15 protein-coding genes are annotated in these 15801 nt (G+C 33.6%); 5 read left to right on the forward strand and 10 right to left on the reverse strand.

All coding sequences use genetic code 11. The features are described 5' to 3' along the window. Positions 1 to 36: 36 nt before the first annotated feature. Complete coding sequence (locus C1X07_RS20530; protein WP_103071922.1) at positions 37 to 432, reverse strand: DUF1573 domain-containing protein; 396 nt, start codon at positions 430 to 432, stop codon at positions 37 to 39. Positions 433 to 558: 126 nt separating this feature from the next. On the opposite strand from C1X07_RS20530, the gene C1X07_RS20535 reads away from it, so the two are divergent. Further along, positions 559 to 3192 (forward strand): valine--tRNA ligase, encoded by a 2634-nt coding sequence (locus tag C1X07_RS20535; protein ID WP_103071923.1) that lies wholly within the window; start codon positions 559 to 561, stop codon positions 3190 to 3192. Positions 3193 to 3259: 67 nt separating this feature from the next. Here the strand turns inward: C1X07_RS20535 and C1X07_RS20540 are convergent, their stop codons facing one another. The 6 genes from C1X07_RS20540 to rsfS form a co-directional block, all read right to left on the reverse strand. Next, positions 3260 to 3529: an acyl-CoA-binding protein gene (locus C1X07_RS20540; RefSeq protein ID WP_103071924.1), complete on the reverse strand. Its 270-nt coding sequence runs from the start codon at positions 3527 to 3529 to the stop codon at positions 3260 to 3262. A 127-nt stretch (positions 3530 to 3656) separates the two neighbouring features. Further along, the gene (locus C1X07_RS20545) at positions 3657 to 4304 is read right to left on the reverse strand and encodes a phosphatidylserine decarboxylase family protein (protein ID WP_103071925.1); all 648 of its coding nucleotides are present in this window, start codon (positions 4302 to 4304) and stop codon (positions 3657 to 3659) included. Continuing rightward, on the reverse strand, positions 4294 to 5106 hold the full coding sequence (locus C1X07_RS20550) for a phosphatidate cytidylyltransferase (RefSeq protein WP_103071926.1): 813 nt from the start codon (positions 5104 to 5106) through the stop codon (positions 4294 to 4296). The genes C1X07_RS20545 and C1X07_RS20550 overlap by 11 nt, the downstream gene beginning before the upstream one ends. A 1-nt stretch (position 5107) precedes the next feature. After that, positions 5108 to 5719, reverse strand: a complete 612-nt coding sequence (locus C1X07_RS20555) for an LUD domain-containing protein (protein ID WP_103071927.1) — start codon at positions 5717 to 5719, stop codon at positions 5108 to 5110. Between the two features lie 116 nt (positions 5720 to 5835). Further along, positions 5836 to 7788, reverse strand: a complete 1953-nt coding sequence (ftsH, locus tag C1X07_RS20560) for an ATP-dependent zinc metalloprotease FtsH (protein WP_103071928.1) — start codon at positions 7786 to 7788, stop codon at positions 5836 to 5838. Positions 7789 to 7801: 13 nt separating this feature from the next. Then, the gene (gene rsfS, locus C1X07_RS20565) at positions 7802 to 8173 is read right to left on the reverse strand and encodes a ribosome silencing factor (protein WP_103071929.1); all 372 of its coding nucleotides are present in this window, start codon (positions 8171 to 8173) and stop codon (positions 7802 to 7804) included. Between the two features lie 89 nt (positions 8174 to 8262). Between rsfS and C1X07_RS20570 the strand changes: the two genes are divergently transcribed. Then, a complete protein-coding gene (locus C1X07_RS20570) occupies positions 8263 to 8994 on the forward strand; it encodes a biotin--[acetyl-CoA-carboxylase] ligase (protein ID WP_103071930.1) in 732 nt (243 codons plus the stop codon). On the opposite strand, the gene C1X07_RS20575 is transcribed toward C1X07_RS20570, so the two are convergent. Continuing rightward, positions 8995 to 9387: an SRPBCC family protein gene (locus tag C1X07_RS20575; RefSeq protein ID WP_103071931.1), complete on the reverse strand. Its 393-nt coding sequence runs from the start codon at positions 9385 to 9387 to the stop codon at positions 8995 to 8997. A 13-nt stretch (positions 9388 to 9400) separates the two neighbouring features. Continuing rightward, the gene (pyrE, locus tag C1X07_RS20580; RefSeq protein ID WP_103071932.1) at positions 9401 to 10042 is read right to left on the reverse strand and encodes an orotate phosphoribosyltransferase; all 642 of its coding nucleotides are present in this window, start codon (positions 10040 to 10042) and stop codon (positions 9401 to 9403) included. Between the two features lie 8 nt (positions 10043 to 10050). Between pyrE and C1X07_RS20585 the strand changes: the two genes are divergently transcribed. Together C1X07_RS20585 and C1X07_RS20590 are read left to right on the forward strand one after the other, a co-directional pair. Further along, a complete protein-coding gene (locus tag C1X07_RS20585; RefSeq protein WP_103071933.1) occupies positions 10051 to 10659 on the forward strand; it encodes an NUDIX hydrolase in 609 nt (202 codons plus the stop codon). Positions 10660 to 10753: 94 nt separating this feature from the next. Next, positions 10754 to 11989 (forward strand): glycosyl hydrolase family 18 protein, encoded by a 1236-nt coding sequence (locus C1X07_RS20590; RefSeq protein WP_103071934.1) that lies wholly within the window; start codon positions 10754 to 10756, stop codon positions 11987 to 11989. 4 nt (positions 11990 to 11993) lie between these two features. On the opposite strand, the gene C1X07_RS20595 is transcribed toward C1X07_RS20590, so the two are convergent. Next, entirely contained in the window at positions 11994 to 13739 is a 1746-nt protein-coding gene (locus C1X07_RS20595; protein ID WP_103071935.1) for a M14 family metallopeptidase, read from the reverse strand. A 151-nt stretch (positions 13740 to 13890) separates the two neighbouring features. Between C1X07_RS20595 and C1X07_RS20600 the strand changes: the two genes are divergently transcribed. Continuing rightward, positions 13891 to 15732, forward strand: coding sequence for a SulP family inorganic anion transporter (locus tag C1X07_RS20600; RefSeq protein WP_103071936.1), 1842 nt, complete (start codon positions 13891 to 13893; stop codon positions 15730 to 15732). Positions 15733 to 15801 lie beyond the last annotated feature (69 nt).

Raw genomic sequence — 15801 nt, forward strand, 5'->3', positions numbered from 1 at the left:
GTAATGCCTCTTTTTTTATGTATGTATTTTACTTGTTTAGTTTTTCTCTAAAACACTTTTATCTAGAACAGTACCCTTTATTTTTATCGCTTTTGTAGCTTCTACAGCATTAGAATATACTGTTATTGTTTTGCGAATAGGTCCTACTCTTTTAGTGTCATACTTAACCTCAATAATACCCGTGGCTCCTGGAGCAATAGGTTCTTCAGGTTTTTTAGGAATAGTGCATCCGCAGCTTGAGTATACTCTGGAAATAACTAAAGGAGCATTTCCTGTGTTTGTAAATTCAAATTGGCGAACACCATCACTGCCTTTGGCTATTTCACCATAGTCAACAACTTCAGATTTAAATTTTATTTGTGCCTTAGCATCTTGTGCATAAATGGTCGTGCCAAGAAAACCAATAAATAAAATTATCATTACTTTTTTCATAATGTAGGTTTTTATTAAATGTAAAAGTACTTACTTTTTATTCAACTGCAAAATCATAAAAGACTTTCAAGTTGTCGTATATAATAATTACTTTTGCACTTCAAAACTCAAAAATCAGACCAAAGTATGTCTTTAGCAGGAAAATATGATGCAAAATCGATAGAAGAGAAGTGGTATGCCTATTGGATGGAAAACAATTATTTCCATTCTGAAGTTGATGAAAGAGAGGCGTACTCGATTGTTATTCCACCGCCAAATGTTACAGGTGTCTTGCATATGGGGCACATGCTTAATAATACAATTCAGGATGTGCTAATTCGAAGAGCTCGTCTAAAAGGCTATAATGCTTGTTGGGTTCCCGGAACGGATCATGCGTCTATTGCAACAGAGGCAAAGGTTGTTGCCAAGTTAAAAGAAGAAGGGATAGACAAAAATGATCTTACCCGAGAAGAATTTTTAGAACATGCCTGGGAGTGGACTCATAAGCATGGAGGTATTATTCTGGAACAACTAAAGAAGCTAGGAGCTTCATGTGATTGGGAACGTACAGCTTTTACTATGGATGACAATTTGTCTGCGTCTGTAATAAAAGTTTTTGTGGACCTGTATAATAAAGGGTTGATTTATAGAGGGTATAGAATGGTCAATTGGGACCCTCAGGCTAAGACTACCTTATCTGATGAAGAAGTAATTTATGAAGAAAAACAAGGTAATTTGTATTACCTTAAATATAGGATTGAAGGAAGTGAGGATACGTTAACCATAGCTACGACTCGCCCAGAAACAATTATGGGGGATACTGCAATTTGTATTAACCCTAATGACGAGAGGTTTACGCATCTTAAGGGTAAAAAAGCAATTGTGCCAATTGCTAATAGAGTAATTCCAATAATTGAGGATGAGTATGTTGATATAGAGTTTGGTACAGGGTGCCTTAAAGTTACTCCAGCTCACGATCCTAATGATAAGGTTTTGGGAGACAAGCATAACCTGGAGGTTATTGATATATTTAATGATGATGCGACATTAAATACTTTTGGATTGCATTACAAGGGCAAAGATCGTTTTGTAGCTCGAAAAGAGATTGTAAAAGAGCTTGAAAGTATTGGTGTTCTAGAAAAAGTAGAAACTCACCTTAATAAAGTTGGTACTAGTGAACGTACCAAAGCTGTTATAGAACCAAAGTTAAGTGATCAGTGGTTTTTAAAAATGAAAGACTTAGCTCAACCAGCATTGGATTCGGTATTGAATAAAGATGTAAATCTGGTTCCGGAAAAATTTATAAACACCTATCGATACTGGATGGAGAACGTTAGGGATTGGAATATTTCTCGCCAATTATGGTGGGGACATCAGATCCCAGCATATTTTTATGGAGAAGGGAAAGAAGATTTTGTAGTTGCAGAGAATAAGGAAGATGCTCTGATTTTGGCAAAAGAAAAAACAGGAAACAATGAACTTACTGTTACTGATTTAACCCAAGACCCTGATGCTTTGGATACTTGGTTTTCTTCTTGGTTATGGCCAATGAGTGTTTTTAATGGTATTTTGGAACCTGATAATAAAGAAATCAACTATTATTATCCAACTAATGATTTGGTTACGGCGCCAGAAATCTTGTTTTTCTGGGTAGCTCGTATGATTATTGCTGGCTATGAATACAGAAAAGAAAAGCCGTTTACAAATGTATATCTTACCGGTATAGTAAGAGATAAGCAAAGACGCAAAATGTCTAAATCCCTGGGTAACTCACCAGATCCTTTAGATTTAATAGATCAATACGGAGCAGATGGGATTAGAGTAGGAATGTTACTAAGTTCGCCTGCAGGAAATGATTTAATGTTTGATGAAGATCTATGTAAGCAGGGTAGTGCTTTTGTAAATAAAATATTTAATGCTTCGAGACTTATCTTGGGATGGAAGGTAGATGAGACGATCGATCAACCTGAAGCTTCTGCTATTGCTATTAATTGGTATCAAGCTAAATTTCAGAAAGCTCTAATAGAGTTAGAGAATAATTATGGGAAGTACCGTATAAGCGATGCTTTAATGACTACCTATAAATTAGTGTGGGATGATTTCTGTAGTTGGTTGTTAGAAATGATTAAGCCAGCTTATGGTAACCCTATTGATGTTAAAACATACCAACAAGCAATTGCAATTCTAGAAGATAATTTAAAAATTCTGCACCCTTTTACTCCTTTTATCTCTGAAGAGATTTGGCAACAAATCAAAAATAGAACACCGGATGAAGCCTTAATTATTGGAAGTTGGCCAGAGTCTAAGTCCATTGATGAAGGATTGATTTCTGATTTTGAAGTTGCAGCAGATGTAATTTCAGGAATTCGAACAATACGTAAAGAGAAAAATATTTCGTTTAAAGAGACAATTGAGTTGTCGGTTCTTAATAATGATCGTCTAAAAACAACTTTTGATGCTGTAATTAGTAAGCTTGGAAATTTATCAATGTTAAATTATGTAGATGCAAAGGTAGATGGAGCGCTTTCTTTTAGGGTAAAATCTAATGAATATTTTATTCCGATTTCTGGAGCGATAAACATTGAAGAAGAGATTAAGAAGTTAACAGATGAGTTGCTCTATACTGAAGGGTTCTTGAAATCAGTACAAAAGAAATTGCAGAATGAACGCTTTGTTAATAATGCTCCAGATCAGGTTATTGCCAATGAAAGAAAGAAAGAGGCAGATGCTGAAGCAAAAATAGCAACACTTAAATCAAGTATAGAAAATTTAGGAAGTTAAGCTAGTAAACTAGTTGAAGCTAATTGTACTAAAAAAGCCTTGATTAAGTTAATAATCAAGGCTTTTTTTAATCTGTAATATGCTTATTTACTAGTTCGATGTATTTAATTTTGGCTTCTCTAGGAGTTAAGTGCTTAGCCTGAAAAAAAGCATTTAGTTTAAATGCATTTCTAAGCTCACTATTTCCTGATGGTTTGAAAAAACCTTCTGTTGTGTGAGTTGCGCGTTTGTAATACGCGTAGAAATGGAGCATTATATCAGGAGGCAATTGTATTTTGGTATTGCTAGCACGTTTATAGGCTTCGTCAAAGGCTGTATTTAGTTCTTCTTCAGTCATGTTAGTAAAACTCCTTGTTAAGAATTCATCTTGGGAGAGAATTCAAAATCAGTTAGTTGAGCTAGTTCTGGGATGCGGCTATATTATATAATGTATGTATCCAGTAGAACTTGTTGTTGTTTTTGGTTTATACTATTGCAATAACGTTTTCTCCTCCTTTGACTTTTTGATCCAAAGTGACTTTTACTTCGGTTCCTATAGGTAAATAGACATCTACTCTTGAGCCAAATTTAATAAACCCACTGTCAGAACCTTGAGTAACTTTTTCTCCTTCTTCTGCGTAATTTACTATTCTTTTGGCAAGCGCACCGGCTATTTGGCGATATAATATTTCGATATTATTGTTTTTTACAACTACGGTTGTTCTTTCGTTCTCTTCTGAAGCTTTAGGGTGCCAAGCAACAAGGTATTTGCCAGGGTGATATTTGCTAAAAACAACATCTCCATTGATAGGGTGTCGTGTAACATGAACATTTATTGGAGACATAAATATGGAAACCTGCAACCGTTTATCTTTAAAGTATTCTTTTTCAAAAACCTCTTCAATAACAACAACTTTTCCGTCAACAGGAGAAACTACAGTATTGTCATTAATTTCCGTGTTTCTTTTTGGGTTTCTGAAAAATTGCAAAATCAAGATCAGAAACACTAGTGTAACCGAAAATATTGCGATTTGCCATTCATCTATTTGGATGGCTACATATGAGGCTAGGTTGATGCCTAAAAATAGCACTACGGCTATTGAAATTATTTTATATCCTTCTTTATGAAACATACTTTAGTATTTGTAAAAATGCATATAGAAATGGGCTAGCAAAAATAATACTATCTAATCGATCATATATACCACCATGACCAGGCATGATAGTACCACTATCTTTAACTCCTGCTTGTCTTTTAAACTTAGATTGAATTAAGTCTCCAAGTGTGCCAAAAATACTCATAATTATGCTTATAATCAACCAAATTCCTATGGATAATGTCTCAGAAAAAATAGCAATTAGATAACCTCCCAGTAATGAGAAAATAAAACCTCCAATAAAACCCTCAATGGTTTTTTTGGGAGATATTCGTTCTAGAAGTTTATGTTTGCCAAAATTTTTTCCAACTAAATAAGCAAAAGTATCATTGATCCAGATTATTAAAAACGCTCCTGCAATAATAAAGGGTTGATAACCTCCAGAGTAATAGGGTAATAGTGTGGCAAATATGATAGAGGTGATCAGATAAAAAACTGTAGTTAGGTATTTTCTTTTTTCGAACATAGGGATGATTCGAATAGTAACCAGGTCTTTTACGAGAAACAACTCTGTAATAATGGTTAGAGTAAGAACCGGAAGAACCAGATAAAAATAAAGTTCATTCTGATATAAGTGTAGCGCGATTAGGAGAGCAATAAAAATAACATATAATCTTTTGTTTTTGAGGTAAATTAATTTTTGGAATTCATAAATGGTGATTATTCCGAAAATGAAGAATACCCCAATAAAAGCATATTTATTGTTGATAAATATTGATAGTAATAATATTGAGACATATAGCAGTCCCGATAAAGATCTTGTAAGCAGTTCCTTCATATTATAAGTCTTCCAGCAGGAGCAAATATAAATTTTTTGAACTACTTCCGTAGCTTAAGAAATCCTTTTCTTTTTGTGGTTCGAAATCCTTGATGGTTGTAATGTTTGATGGGATAGAATTTTTATTTTTATTTTTGATTCCTTTCAATCCTTCTCCAATGTTTTTAACTAATTGACTGGTAGAAGCTAAGATTATAAAATTATCAGGAAGCTCAGTAAGCTTTTTCTCCCTAAGTTGGTTTGAAGATATTAATATAGCCCCACTGTCAGAAATTAAATATTCACAAGTAGCAAAAAAGAAAGAGGAAGAAAAGGTGTTTACAAAATTTAAGTTGAAATTAGAAAACTTATGTTTTAAAGAAGTATCAAAACAGCATACATCTTTTTCATACCAATCATTTTCAAGAAGAATCTTATCAAAAGAGTCTAAAACTTCATTATCATTATCGCAATAAAGAAACTTACCTCCATTTCTTTTGAAATTTATCATAAAGCTTTCATCAATCGGTAGATCGATTTCTGGCATATACTTACTGCGATCATCAATATGACGTTCCTTACTCTTCTGGTCTGATTTAGATTTTGAGAAAAATATTCTTCTAAATAGACTCATTTTTTAGATTGAGATTGGGGTTTACGGTTTTACAATACCTCCAAAGATAAAAAAAATCTTAACCTAATGATTCCATTAGGGTAAGATTTTTCAATTTACAAGTAAAAATTAAAAGGTTAAGAAGGTTCTATAATAGTTTCTTCTTCTTTTTTTCCAAAAGGTCTTTCTCCAAAAATTTTCTCAAGATTATCTTTGAAAATAACCTCTTTTTCTAGTAATACTTCTGCTAGCTCAGTTAATTTATCTTTGTGTTTTTCTAGGAGATCAATAGCTCTTTTGTATTGCTCTTCTACTATATTCGAAATCTCCTTGTCAATTAGTTCACTGGTTTGTTCGCTATAAGGTTTTGTGAAATTGTATTCACTTTGTCCAGAAGAATCATAATATGTTAGGTTTCCTACTTTGTCATTTAGACCATAAACAGTAACCATGGCTCTTGCTTGTTTGGTTACTTTTTCCAAATCACTTAAGGCTCCTGTAGAGATTTCGTCAAAAATAACTTTTTCTGCTGCACGTCCTCCTAGGGCTGCACACATTTCATCAAGCATTTGGTTTGGTCTTACGATTAATCTTTCTTCAGGAAGGTACCATGCGGCACCAAGAGATTGTCCTCTGGGCACAATAGTAACCTTTACCAAAGGAGCGGCATGTTCTAACATCCAACTTACGGTTGCATGACCAGCTTCATGAAAGGCAATAGCTCTTTTTTCTTCTGGCGTAATAATTTTATTCTTTTTCTCCAATCCTCCTACAATTCTATCAACAGCATCTAAGAAATCTTGTTTACCTACAGCTTTATTACCTTTTCTGGCTGCAATTAAGGCTGCTTCGTTACACACATTTGCTATGTCAGCACCAGAAAAACCTGGAGTTTGTTTTGCCATAAACTCTGTGTCTAATTCATTTTCAACTTTTTTCAAAGGCTTTAAATGAACATCAAATATCTCTTTACGTTCTCGAATATCGGGTAGGTCTACATATATCTGGCGGTCAAAACGACCGGCACGAAGTAGTGCTTTATCAAGTACATCTGCACGGTTGGTAGCTGCTATTACAATAACGTTGGTGTTTGTGCCAAAACCATCCATTTCTGTAAGTAGTTGATTTAATGTGTTCTCTCTTTCGTCATTAGATCCAGAGAAGTTACTCTTGCCTCTGGCTCTACCAACAGCATCAATTTCATCAATAAAAATGATTGCAGGAGATTTTTCTTTTGCTTGTTTAAACAAATCACGAACACGAGATGCACCTACACCTACAAACATTTCAACAAAATCAGATCCTGATAAGGAGAAGAATGGTACTTTGGCTTCACCAGCTACAGCTTTAGCTAGTAACGTTTTACCAGTTCCTGGAGGTCCTACTAATAGGGCTCCTTTCGGTATTTTTCCTCCTAAAGAGGTGTATTTTTCTGGATTTTTTAGGAAATCTACAATTTCTTGTACTTCTTCTTTTGCTCCTTCTAAACCTGCAACATTCTCAAAAGATACTTTTACTTCAGTATTTTGATCAAAGAGCTTGGCTTTGGATTTTCCTATGTTAAAAATTTGCCCTCCAGCACCACCGCCAGAGCCACCACTCATTCTACGCATAATAAATATCCATACTCCGATAATTAAAGCAAAAGGCAGTAAAGTGATAAAAATTTCTCCCCACACATTGCTTTCGGTATCATAATTTACCTGAGTGGTTACGTTACTCTCATTTTTTATTGTGGCGATTTTGTTTTCAAAATTCTGTAAATCTCCAAACTCGAACTGATAATCAGGATCATTAGGGCTAGCAGGAAGAATAGATTTATTCTTGTTTTTTTGATGCTTTTCTAATGATTTGGCTTCTGGAGTAAGAAAAACCTTGGCATTTCTACGATTGACAATTACCACTTTTTCTACTTCTCCATTACTCAAAAAGTCCTGAAATTCTGAAGGGGAGGTTGTTGGTGCAGACCCTAGTCCGCTTCCTCCCATAAAATTCAATACTAAAAAACCAACAATAATAATTGCGTAAATCCAATATGCGCTAAATTTTGGTTTTTTATTCGGTTCTGTTTTTTTATTTTCTTTCGCCATTTACGGTTTTCTTTTAATAATTTGTTTCGATAACTGTGGTTTTGGCATCTCCCCAAAGCCCCTCTATATCATAGAATTCTCTAATATGTTTTTGAAAAACATGTACTACAACATTGACATAATCAATTAACACCCATTCTGCATTTTCACTACCTTCTACATGCCATGGTTTGTCTTTAAGCTCTTTGCTTACTGTTTTTTGAATAGAATTAACAATTGCATTTACTTGAGTGTTAGACGTTCCATTGCAAATTACAAAGTAGTTACATACGGTATTTTCGATAGCTCTTAAATCCAAAATACTAATATCACTACCTTTTACTTCTTCAATACCTTTTAATATTTGAGTAATTAATTGATCGTTACCGATTTCTTTTTTAGTCATGCATTTTTTAAATTTGCGTAAAGTTATTACTTTTTATGATTTTAATGTCTGTATTTAACCGACATTTACAAAACTTTTACACCTTATACATGCATATAATCAAAGTTGATGCCATTGACTCTACAAATACGTTCTTAAGAGATTTAAATAGAGAAAAACAACTTACTGATATGGTTTGTGTTGTAGCAAGAAAACAACTAGCAGGTAAAGGGCAGATGGGAACAACTTGGCAGAGTAGCCCTGGAGAAAACCTTACATGTAGCGTGTTTATGCCAGTTAAGGAGATATTGTTGACAGATCAGTTCTATGTATCTATCGCAACTTCTTTAGCTGTTTATGATGTTTTAGGGAATTTAATGGTTCCTAGATTATCAATTAAATGGCCTAACGACATTCTGTCAGATCGACAGAAATTATGTGGTATTTTGATAGAAAATGTAGTAAAGAATGGCAGAATGATGGGGGCAATTATAGGAGTGGGACTTAATATAAATCAAAAGGAATTTGATAATCTTCCTCAAGCGGGATCTTTAAAACAAATTATGGGGCAAAACTTTAATATTGAAGAAATTTTACATTCGTTAATGGCAAGTTTGGAAAAACGATTTGACGAATTAAAAATTTCAAATTTTAAAAAACTGAAAGAAGCATATGAAGCAGTGTTGTTTAGAAAAAATAAACCCTCTACATTTTTGAATATAAAGGGAGAATCTTTTGTGGGTATTATCAAGGCTATAAGTAATGATGGTAAGCTTCAGGTTTTGATAGAAGACGAAGTTATATCCGATTTTGATCTTAAAGAGATTAAACTGCTCTATTAATTATAGCTTTCCTATATTTTCACTTAATGTATTGATGAAGTTCTGAATAGGATTTTTAATCATCATTGACATCATCGCATTAAACTGTCCGTCAAACGTTAATTTTGTAGTGCTTTTACCATCGCCAGAATCCAAGATGTCAGCAGTAAGGGTAAATGGAAGTTTATCACTTGCAGCTCCTAAAACAACTTGGCTTGGACTTGTGTTTTCTTTTTGATCTAATACTAATTCCGGCATTCCTTTTAATTGGAAAAGAAATCTAGTATCGCTGATTTTTTCAAACTTTTGTTTGCTTTCTGGCATAAGCTGTTCAAAATTTTCAACTTTGGTTAAAAAATCGAATACATCTTCTGCAGTTTTGTTAACTGTTACTGTAGGACTTTCTAAATTCATAGTGTTTTCAATATTATATACTCCATTCAGCAGGATTTGTTCTCCAGCTTTGTAGTGTTTGTTGTTGGTCTTGTGTAATGTAATTTGTGTCTAATGCTTGCTCCAAAAGGTTTTCATAACTGCTTAAGGTATGCAAAGATAGTGCCGCTTGGTTGAAGTTTTCTACAGCAATATCAAAGCCATAATTAAAAATAGCTACCATTCCTTTTACATTGGCATTGACTTCTTTTAATGCTTTTACGGCATTAAGACTACTTTTTCCTGTGCTAATCAAGTCTTCTACCACCACAACATTTTTACCTGTTGGGACAATGCCTTCGATTTGATTTTTTCTTCCATGTTTTTTTGCCTCAGGGCGTACATAGATAAAAGGAAGATCAAGTTGTTCTGCGACAAGCATCCCTATACCAATAGCTCCAGTTGCAACACCGGCAATAACATCGGGTTTGCCATATTCTTTTTCAATAAACCCTGCAAGAGTCTTGCTTAGATACTTTCGTATTTCTGGATATGAAAGGGTTACACGGTTATCACAATAGATCGGAGATTTCCACCCAGAAGCCCATGTAAAAGGTTCTTGCGGTTGTAATTTAATTGCATTAATTTGCAGTAGTAGTTCAGCAGTTTTTTTTGCTGTATCTTTATCAAAAATCATAGTTGCAAATGTATAAAGTTTTTGTGAATAATACTCCTATTATTCTTTCTACAAAAAAGTCTGTTGAGGATTATGAAACGATCCCAATTAAAGAGGCTGATTTTCCTACTATTATAAGAGATATCTTGATCAAAGAAGCCAATAATGAAGAGGCAAAATTTCATCTTTATCATAAAAAGGAAGATAAACTTATAGAACATCTATACGCCAAACTACCCGTAGTTATTGCAGGAGGAGGAAAAGTTTACAATAAGGATAAAGATATTTTGTTTATTCGCCGTAACGGAAAATGGGATCTGCCAAAAGGAAAGGTAGAGAAAAAGGAAGATATGGAAACTGCTGCAATGAGAGAGGTAGAAGAAGAAACTGGTGTTTCTGGGTTAGAGATTACCAAATTTTTGTACCGTAGTTACCATGTGTTTAAAAGAAATGGAGAATTTAGGTTGAAGGTTACCTATTGGTTTGAAATGAAAACAAATTATAATGGTGAATTGGTGCCACAGAAAAATGAAGGCATCACTAAGGTGAGGTGGAAAAATACCAAAAAAGCTAAAAAAGCTTTGCAAGATTCTTATGCTAATATAAAATTATTGTTCTCTCATGATTATTTAACCTAAAAATAATATAAGTAAAAAGGAAGATCACCATCTTCTTAGAACCTGCATATGACCAACATGCGGGAGTAACTCTTAAACCTAAAATATCATAAAAATGAAAACTAATGGACTTACCCTTCTTTTTTTCATCTTTACCTTAACCGTTGCTTGTAGTACTAAAAGAAATAAAGAAAAAGAACGAGAGGTAAATAGTAAAGACTCTTTAAGTGAGTATGTTGGGCCTAATTATAAGCACTATAAACAATTTTCTAATTATAATTTTACTACAGAGAAGCAATGGGACAGTCTAAATAATGTGTTCGAGTACCCTAAACACTCTAGTAATGATGTTGTTCATAAGGACTATAAAACTTTTGGATGGCACCTTTATTCAAAAGGATCTGCATATAAAAACTATAACTTCTCTTTATTATGGGGTATTTCTTATTTCTCTTATATAGTTAATCCAGAGACAGGTAGTTACAAAAATATACATCAATGGAAAACAACAGCTCTTATTGATAGTGCAAAAGTGAAAAACTGTAAAGTGTTTCTTAGTGTATCTAATTTTGGAGCTCGTGATAATACTATTTTTTTAAACAATCCTAATGCTCAGAAAACATTAATTGATAGTTTAAGTTCTTTATTAACCTATAGAGGAGCCAGTGGAGTAAATATTGATTTTGAGGGAATTCATTCTAAAAGTAAAAAGAAATTTAGTGATTTTATAATTCTATTATCTAAAGAATTGAGAAAAAAGAACCCTGGTCATATGGTTTCTGTAGCACTATATGCTGTAGATTATAATACTATTTTTGATATAAAACTAATAAATCCATATGTAGACTTTTATACATTAATGGCGTATGATTATTATGGAGGATTTAGTAAAAATGCTGGACCCGTATCTCCTTTAAGAAGTAGTGAAGTTTGGGGAAGAAATAGTATTGAATCTTCTGTAGAATATTATTTAAAAGAAGGAGTTGAGTCAAAAAAACTGATTGTAGGGCTTCCTTATTACGGAGCAAAATGGCAAACTGATAACGTGCCCATACCTAGTAAGGTAGAAAAATTTCTAGCACATGAGGAATACAGTTCTACAAAAGAGCTACTTGATTTGAATAAGTATCCTACAAGTTTTGATACAATAAGTTCTACTCAATATAGTGTTTATGAAGAAAATGGAGTAATGAATCAACTCTGGTTTGATGATAGTTTATCTCTGTCGCATAAGTATGATTGGGTTAAAAGCAAAAAACTGTCAGGGGTTGGGATATGGGCATTAGGTTATGATCATGGGGATACAGAGTTGTGGGTATTACTAGCAAATAAGTTTGGGCAAAAAAAATAAGGTTTTATCTTGCAATTCTGTATATAGGATATTTCATATGTGCATCTTCATAATTACTAGATTGTTTGTGTAACCAGTCTAATTGAGCGTACCAATTATTGGCAAAAGTTGTATCCTTTTTTTTGAGTAAAAATTGATCTTGTAACTCACGATTACTATCTAAAAGTTTAGCCGCTTTGTCCTCCCAGACATAAGGTGAAAATCCTTCTTTTTGCTGTAAAATTGTATCAAAGAAGTTCCAGTTAAAAAAGGAGTCAGGCGCTTCGGGTTCTAATGTTTCTATAAGATACCTAAAGCCTTTTTGGTTAGTGTGGACAATAATATCTCCTTTTTTCAAAGTAACTTTCTCGCTGTTTTTTCTAATAGAGGTTTGATAATGCAGATAGTGACCTTCATAAGGAGAAGTTCGTGTTTTGTAATCATGGATATGATATACTTCGACTACTGCAACAGAATCATTTTCTAAAACATTAAACTCGATATTGTTTAATTGTAATAGATTGGTTACGTTCCACCATCCTTTAGGTATAATATATGCTTTGGGAACAGTTATTTGAGTAGTAGGCTTGAAATAATTTTGGTATTTTACTTCCTTTATAAATGGTTTGCTTCTATTGTACTTTAATCGTTTTGCTCCAGTAATTTTGCTATCTATAAACTCTCCTTCATATCCTTTAAAATTAAACTTTGTTACCTGTGCAGTGTCTACTTTCCAATTTATAGAATATACCTCTTGTTTGGATTGTTCTATGAATGCTTTTTTACGCATTTGCCGAATTTTTTCACCATCTTTTTCTACAATATCAATCATAGATTTCATAAGCTCATAAGTTCCTTCTACTCTTTGTTTGTATGGTTTTAGCATATGAGTTTCTACCATCATGCCTAGCGTGTTCCAAAGTGTGGTATACCCGGTAGAATATCTAGGAGAATCCATAAACTGTGTCCAGCCTTTGTCCGGAGTTGTTCCCCATACATTTACATATGGAGTAATGTCCCATTTTTTAGTGTTAAGCAATGTTTCTAGTTGAGGGTGCATTTTTGTATGTAGATAATTTCCTAATTCGCCACCTAATTTATTATGTTGGGTAAATAAATGCGTAAGAGTGTATTGGTAATCTGCTCCATTACTTACGTGATTATCAATAAAAACATCAGGTTGTAGTAAATGGAAAATTTTAGAAAAAGCTTGTGCATTTTTAGTATCGTTTTTTATAAAATCGCGATTTAGGTCATAATTTCGGGCATTCCCTCTAAAGCCATACGATTTAGGACCATTTTGATTTGTTCTAGTTCCTGAGTTTCTATTCAAAGCTCCTCCGATATTATAAACAGGAATTGTAGCTATGACAGTAGCTGCAGGGAGCTTAATTTTGCCAATTGCAATATCTCTAAACAATAACATAGTGGCATCTATACCATCACTCTCTCCAGGGTGTATGCCATTATTGATTAGTAATACTCGTTTTGTTTGTCTAATTTTTTCAAAATCAAAGATTGCATCTGGATTAAGGGTGACTATATGTAAAGGATTTCCACTGTCTGTTGTTTCTATTTCCTTGATATTGATAAAAGAATATGTTTCTGCCAGATTTTGATAGAACTTTATTATTTCGGGATAAGTTGAAGTTTCGGTTCCTTTGCTTTTCTCAAAAATAGTAGTAAAGTCATAATTCTCTGTATCTTTTTTTTCTACAGTATTACATGATACAATGACTAGGAAGCATATAATAGAAGTGATTTTTTGCATGTAAATTGTTTATGAGGGCTAAATATACTAAGATTTCAAGTTTTAGAATCTTCTATAACGTTTTAGTAGGATTGTAGAAACAGAATAGACTTTTATTTTACTTGTCAACCAGTAAAATAACTGTATTTTTGCAGCCTCAAATACCACAACTATGACAGAGTTTGTACGAAAAAGAGTAGCAAATGCCAAGAATGATGTTTTATCTGGCTTAACAGTTGCGTTAGCATTAGTTCCTGAGGCTGTAGCTTTTGCCTTTGTAGCCGGAGTAGATCCACTAGTAGGATTGTATGCTGCATTTATGATTGGATTAATAACTTCTGTTTTTGGAGGGCGACCAGGGATGATTTCGGGTGCTACCGGAGCATTAGCAGTAGTTATGGTAAGTCTGGTGGCAGAAGGTAATGCAATGGGAGCTCCTGGAGAAGAATTAGGGTTGTATTATTTGTTTGCAACAGTAATTCTTATGGGAATTATTCAAATGTTAGCTGGTGTTTTGAAGCTAGGTAAATTCGTGCGTCTAATACCACACCCTGTAATGATGGGATTTGTAAATGGTTTGGCAATTGTAATCTTTCTTTCTCAGCTAGGAATGTTTAAAGAAGGAGAGAAGGATATATTTGGAAATGACAAGTATGCCACTGAGTCAATCGATAAAAAATTTGAAATTAGAGATGATAATAAGGTATACGATATTGTAACTGGAAAAGCTTTATTTACTTTAAATAATAACCGATTAGAAGATATAGATTCTAAAGAAGGAAAATATATGCTGCATGAAGGGCAGGTCTTTGATTTGGACTCTAAAGAGGTAGTATTTAATTTTAAAGATAAGGCGATCTATAATATTACTAAAAAAGGTAAGGTTAAATCCTGGATTCCTACCGATCAGTTGTTATTAATGTTTGGGTTGGTGTTGTTAACTATGTTGATAATGTGGGGGCTACCAAAATTAACAAATAAGCTTCCTGAAGCATTACTAGCTATTGTTGTGGTTTCTGCAATTGTAATATTAGGAAAACTTGATGTAGCTACTGTAGGAAGTTTTATTAGAGATGGTGGTGGAGAAGGTTTAAAAGGTGGTTTGCCGCAATTTCAGTTTGATATTTTTAATAAAATACCAATGAATTGGGAGACGTTTAGGTTTATAGCACCTTATGCAGTGATACTTGCTGCTATTGGACTAATAGAATCTTTGATGACATTAAATCTTATTGATGAATTAACAGAAACCCGAGGTAATTCTAACCGAGAATGTTTGGCGCAAGGTGGAGCAAATATCATAACAGGACTATTTGGAGGAATGGGAGGATGTGCTATGATAGGTCAATCAATTATTAATATAAAAGGAGGAGGTAGAACTAGACTCTCTGGTATTGTTGCTGCCGTAACGTTATTGTTGTTTATACTGTTTGCTTCTGGTTTAATAGAGCAAGTACCAATTGCAGCTTTAGTTGGAGTGATGTTTATGGTTGTAATCGGAACTTTTGCATGGTCAAGTTTTAGAATTCTGAATAAGATTCCTCTTTCAGATGCTATTGTTTTGATTGCTGTTTCTTCATTAACCGTATTTTTTGATTTGGCAGTAGCAGTAATTGCAGGTGTAATTATGTCTGCCTTGGTGTTTGCCTGGGAAAATGCAAGACGTATCCGTGCAAGAAAGCATGTTCTGGAGAATGGTACTAAAGTATATGAAATATGGGGACCTCTATTTTTTGGAAGTATACAAGCTTTTAATAATAAATTTGATGTTGCAAATGATCCCGAAAATATAGAAATCGATTTTATCGAGTCTAGAGTAAGTGATCACTCTGCTTTGGAGGCTATTTTTAATCTAGTAGGAAAATATGAAGAAGCAGGTAAGAAAGTGAAAATAAAACACCTTAGTGAAGAGTGTCAGGCATTAATGATTAAAGCATCTCCTAGATTGGCTAGTGTTATAGAACATGATATTGATGATCCAAGATATCATGTCATGGCTAGAGCAATGGAGTAGGTCTTAAGCTTTTAAAATAAGTAAAGAAACAAGGGGTGAGATTTAGAAATCTTATCCCTTGTTTTTGTG

The organism is Aquimarina sediminis, assembly GCF_002895435.1.
Classification (GTDB): Bacteria; Bacteroidota; Bacteroidia; order Flavobacteriales; family Flavobacteriaceae; genus Aquimarina; species Aquimarina sediminis.

Coding starts and splice junctions, on each gene's coding strand:
- C1X07_RS20535 (WP_103071923.1), top strand. CDS start 559: ATGTCTTTAGCAGGAAAATATGATGCAAAATCGATAGAAGAGAAGTGG.
- C1X07_RS20595 (WP_103071935.1), bottom strand. CDS start 13,739: ATGCAAAAAATCACTTCTATTATATGCTTCCTAGTCATTGTATCATGT.
- C1X07_RS20555 (WP_103071927.1), bottom strand. CDS start 5,719: ATGAGTCTATTTAGAAGAATATTTTTCTCAAAATCTAAATCAGACCAG.
- C1X07_RS20545 (WP_103071925.1), bottom strand. CDS start 4,304: ATGTTTCATAAAGAAGGATATAAAATAATTTCAATAGCCGTAGTGCTA.
- C1X07_RS20590 (WP_103071934.1), top strand. CDS start 10,754: ATGAAAACTAATGGACTTACCCTTCTTTTTTTCATCTTTACCTTAACC.
- rsfS (WP_103071929.1), bottom strand. CDS start 8,173: ATGACTAAAAAAGAAATCGGTAACGATCAATTAATTACTCAAATATTA.
- C1X07_RS20585 (WP_103071933.1), top strand. CDS start 10,051: ATGTATAAAGTTTTTGTGAATAATACTCCTATTATTCTTTCTACAAAA.
- C1X07_RS20530 (WP_103071922.1), bottom strand. CDS start 432: ATGAAAAAAGTAATGATAATTTTATTTATTGGTTTTCTTGGCACGACC.
- ftsH (WP_103071928.1), bottom strand. CDS start 7,788: ATGGCGAAAGAAAATAAAAAAACAGAACCGAATAAAAAACCAAAATTT.
- C1X07_RS20570 (WP_103071930.1), top strand. CDS start 8,263: ATGCATATAATCAAAGTTGATGCCATTGACTCTACAAATACGTTCTTA.
- C1X07_RS20600 (WP_103071936.1), top strand. CDS start 13,891: ATGACAGAGTTTGTACGAAAAAGAGTAGCAAATGCCAAGAATGATGTT.
- C1X07_RS20540 (WP_103071924.1), bottom strand. CDS start 3,529: ATGACTGAAGAAGAACTAAATACAGCCTTTGACGAAGCCTATAAACGT.
- pyrE (WP_103071932.1), bottom strand. CDS start 10,042: ATGATTTTTGATAAAGATACAGCAAAAAAAACTGCTGAACTACTACTG.
- C1X07_RS20575 (WP_103071931.1), bottom strand. CDS start 9,387: ATGAATTTAGAAAGTCCTACAGTAACAGTTAACAAAACTGCAGAAGAT.
- C1X07_RS20550 (WP_103071926.1), bottom strand. CDS start 5,106: ATGAAGGAACTGCTTACAAGATCTTTATCGGGACTGCTATATGTCTCA.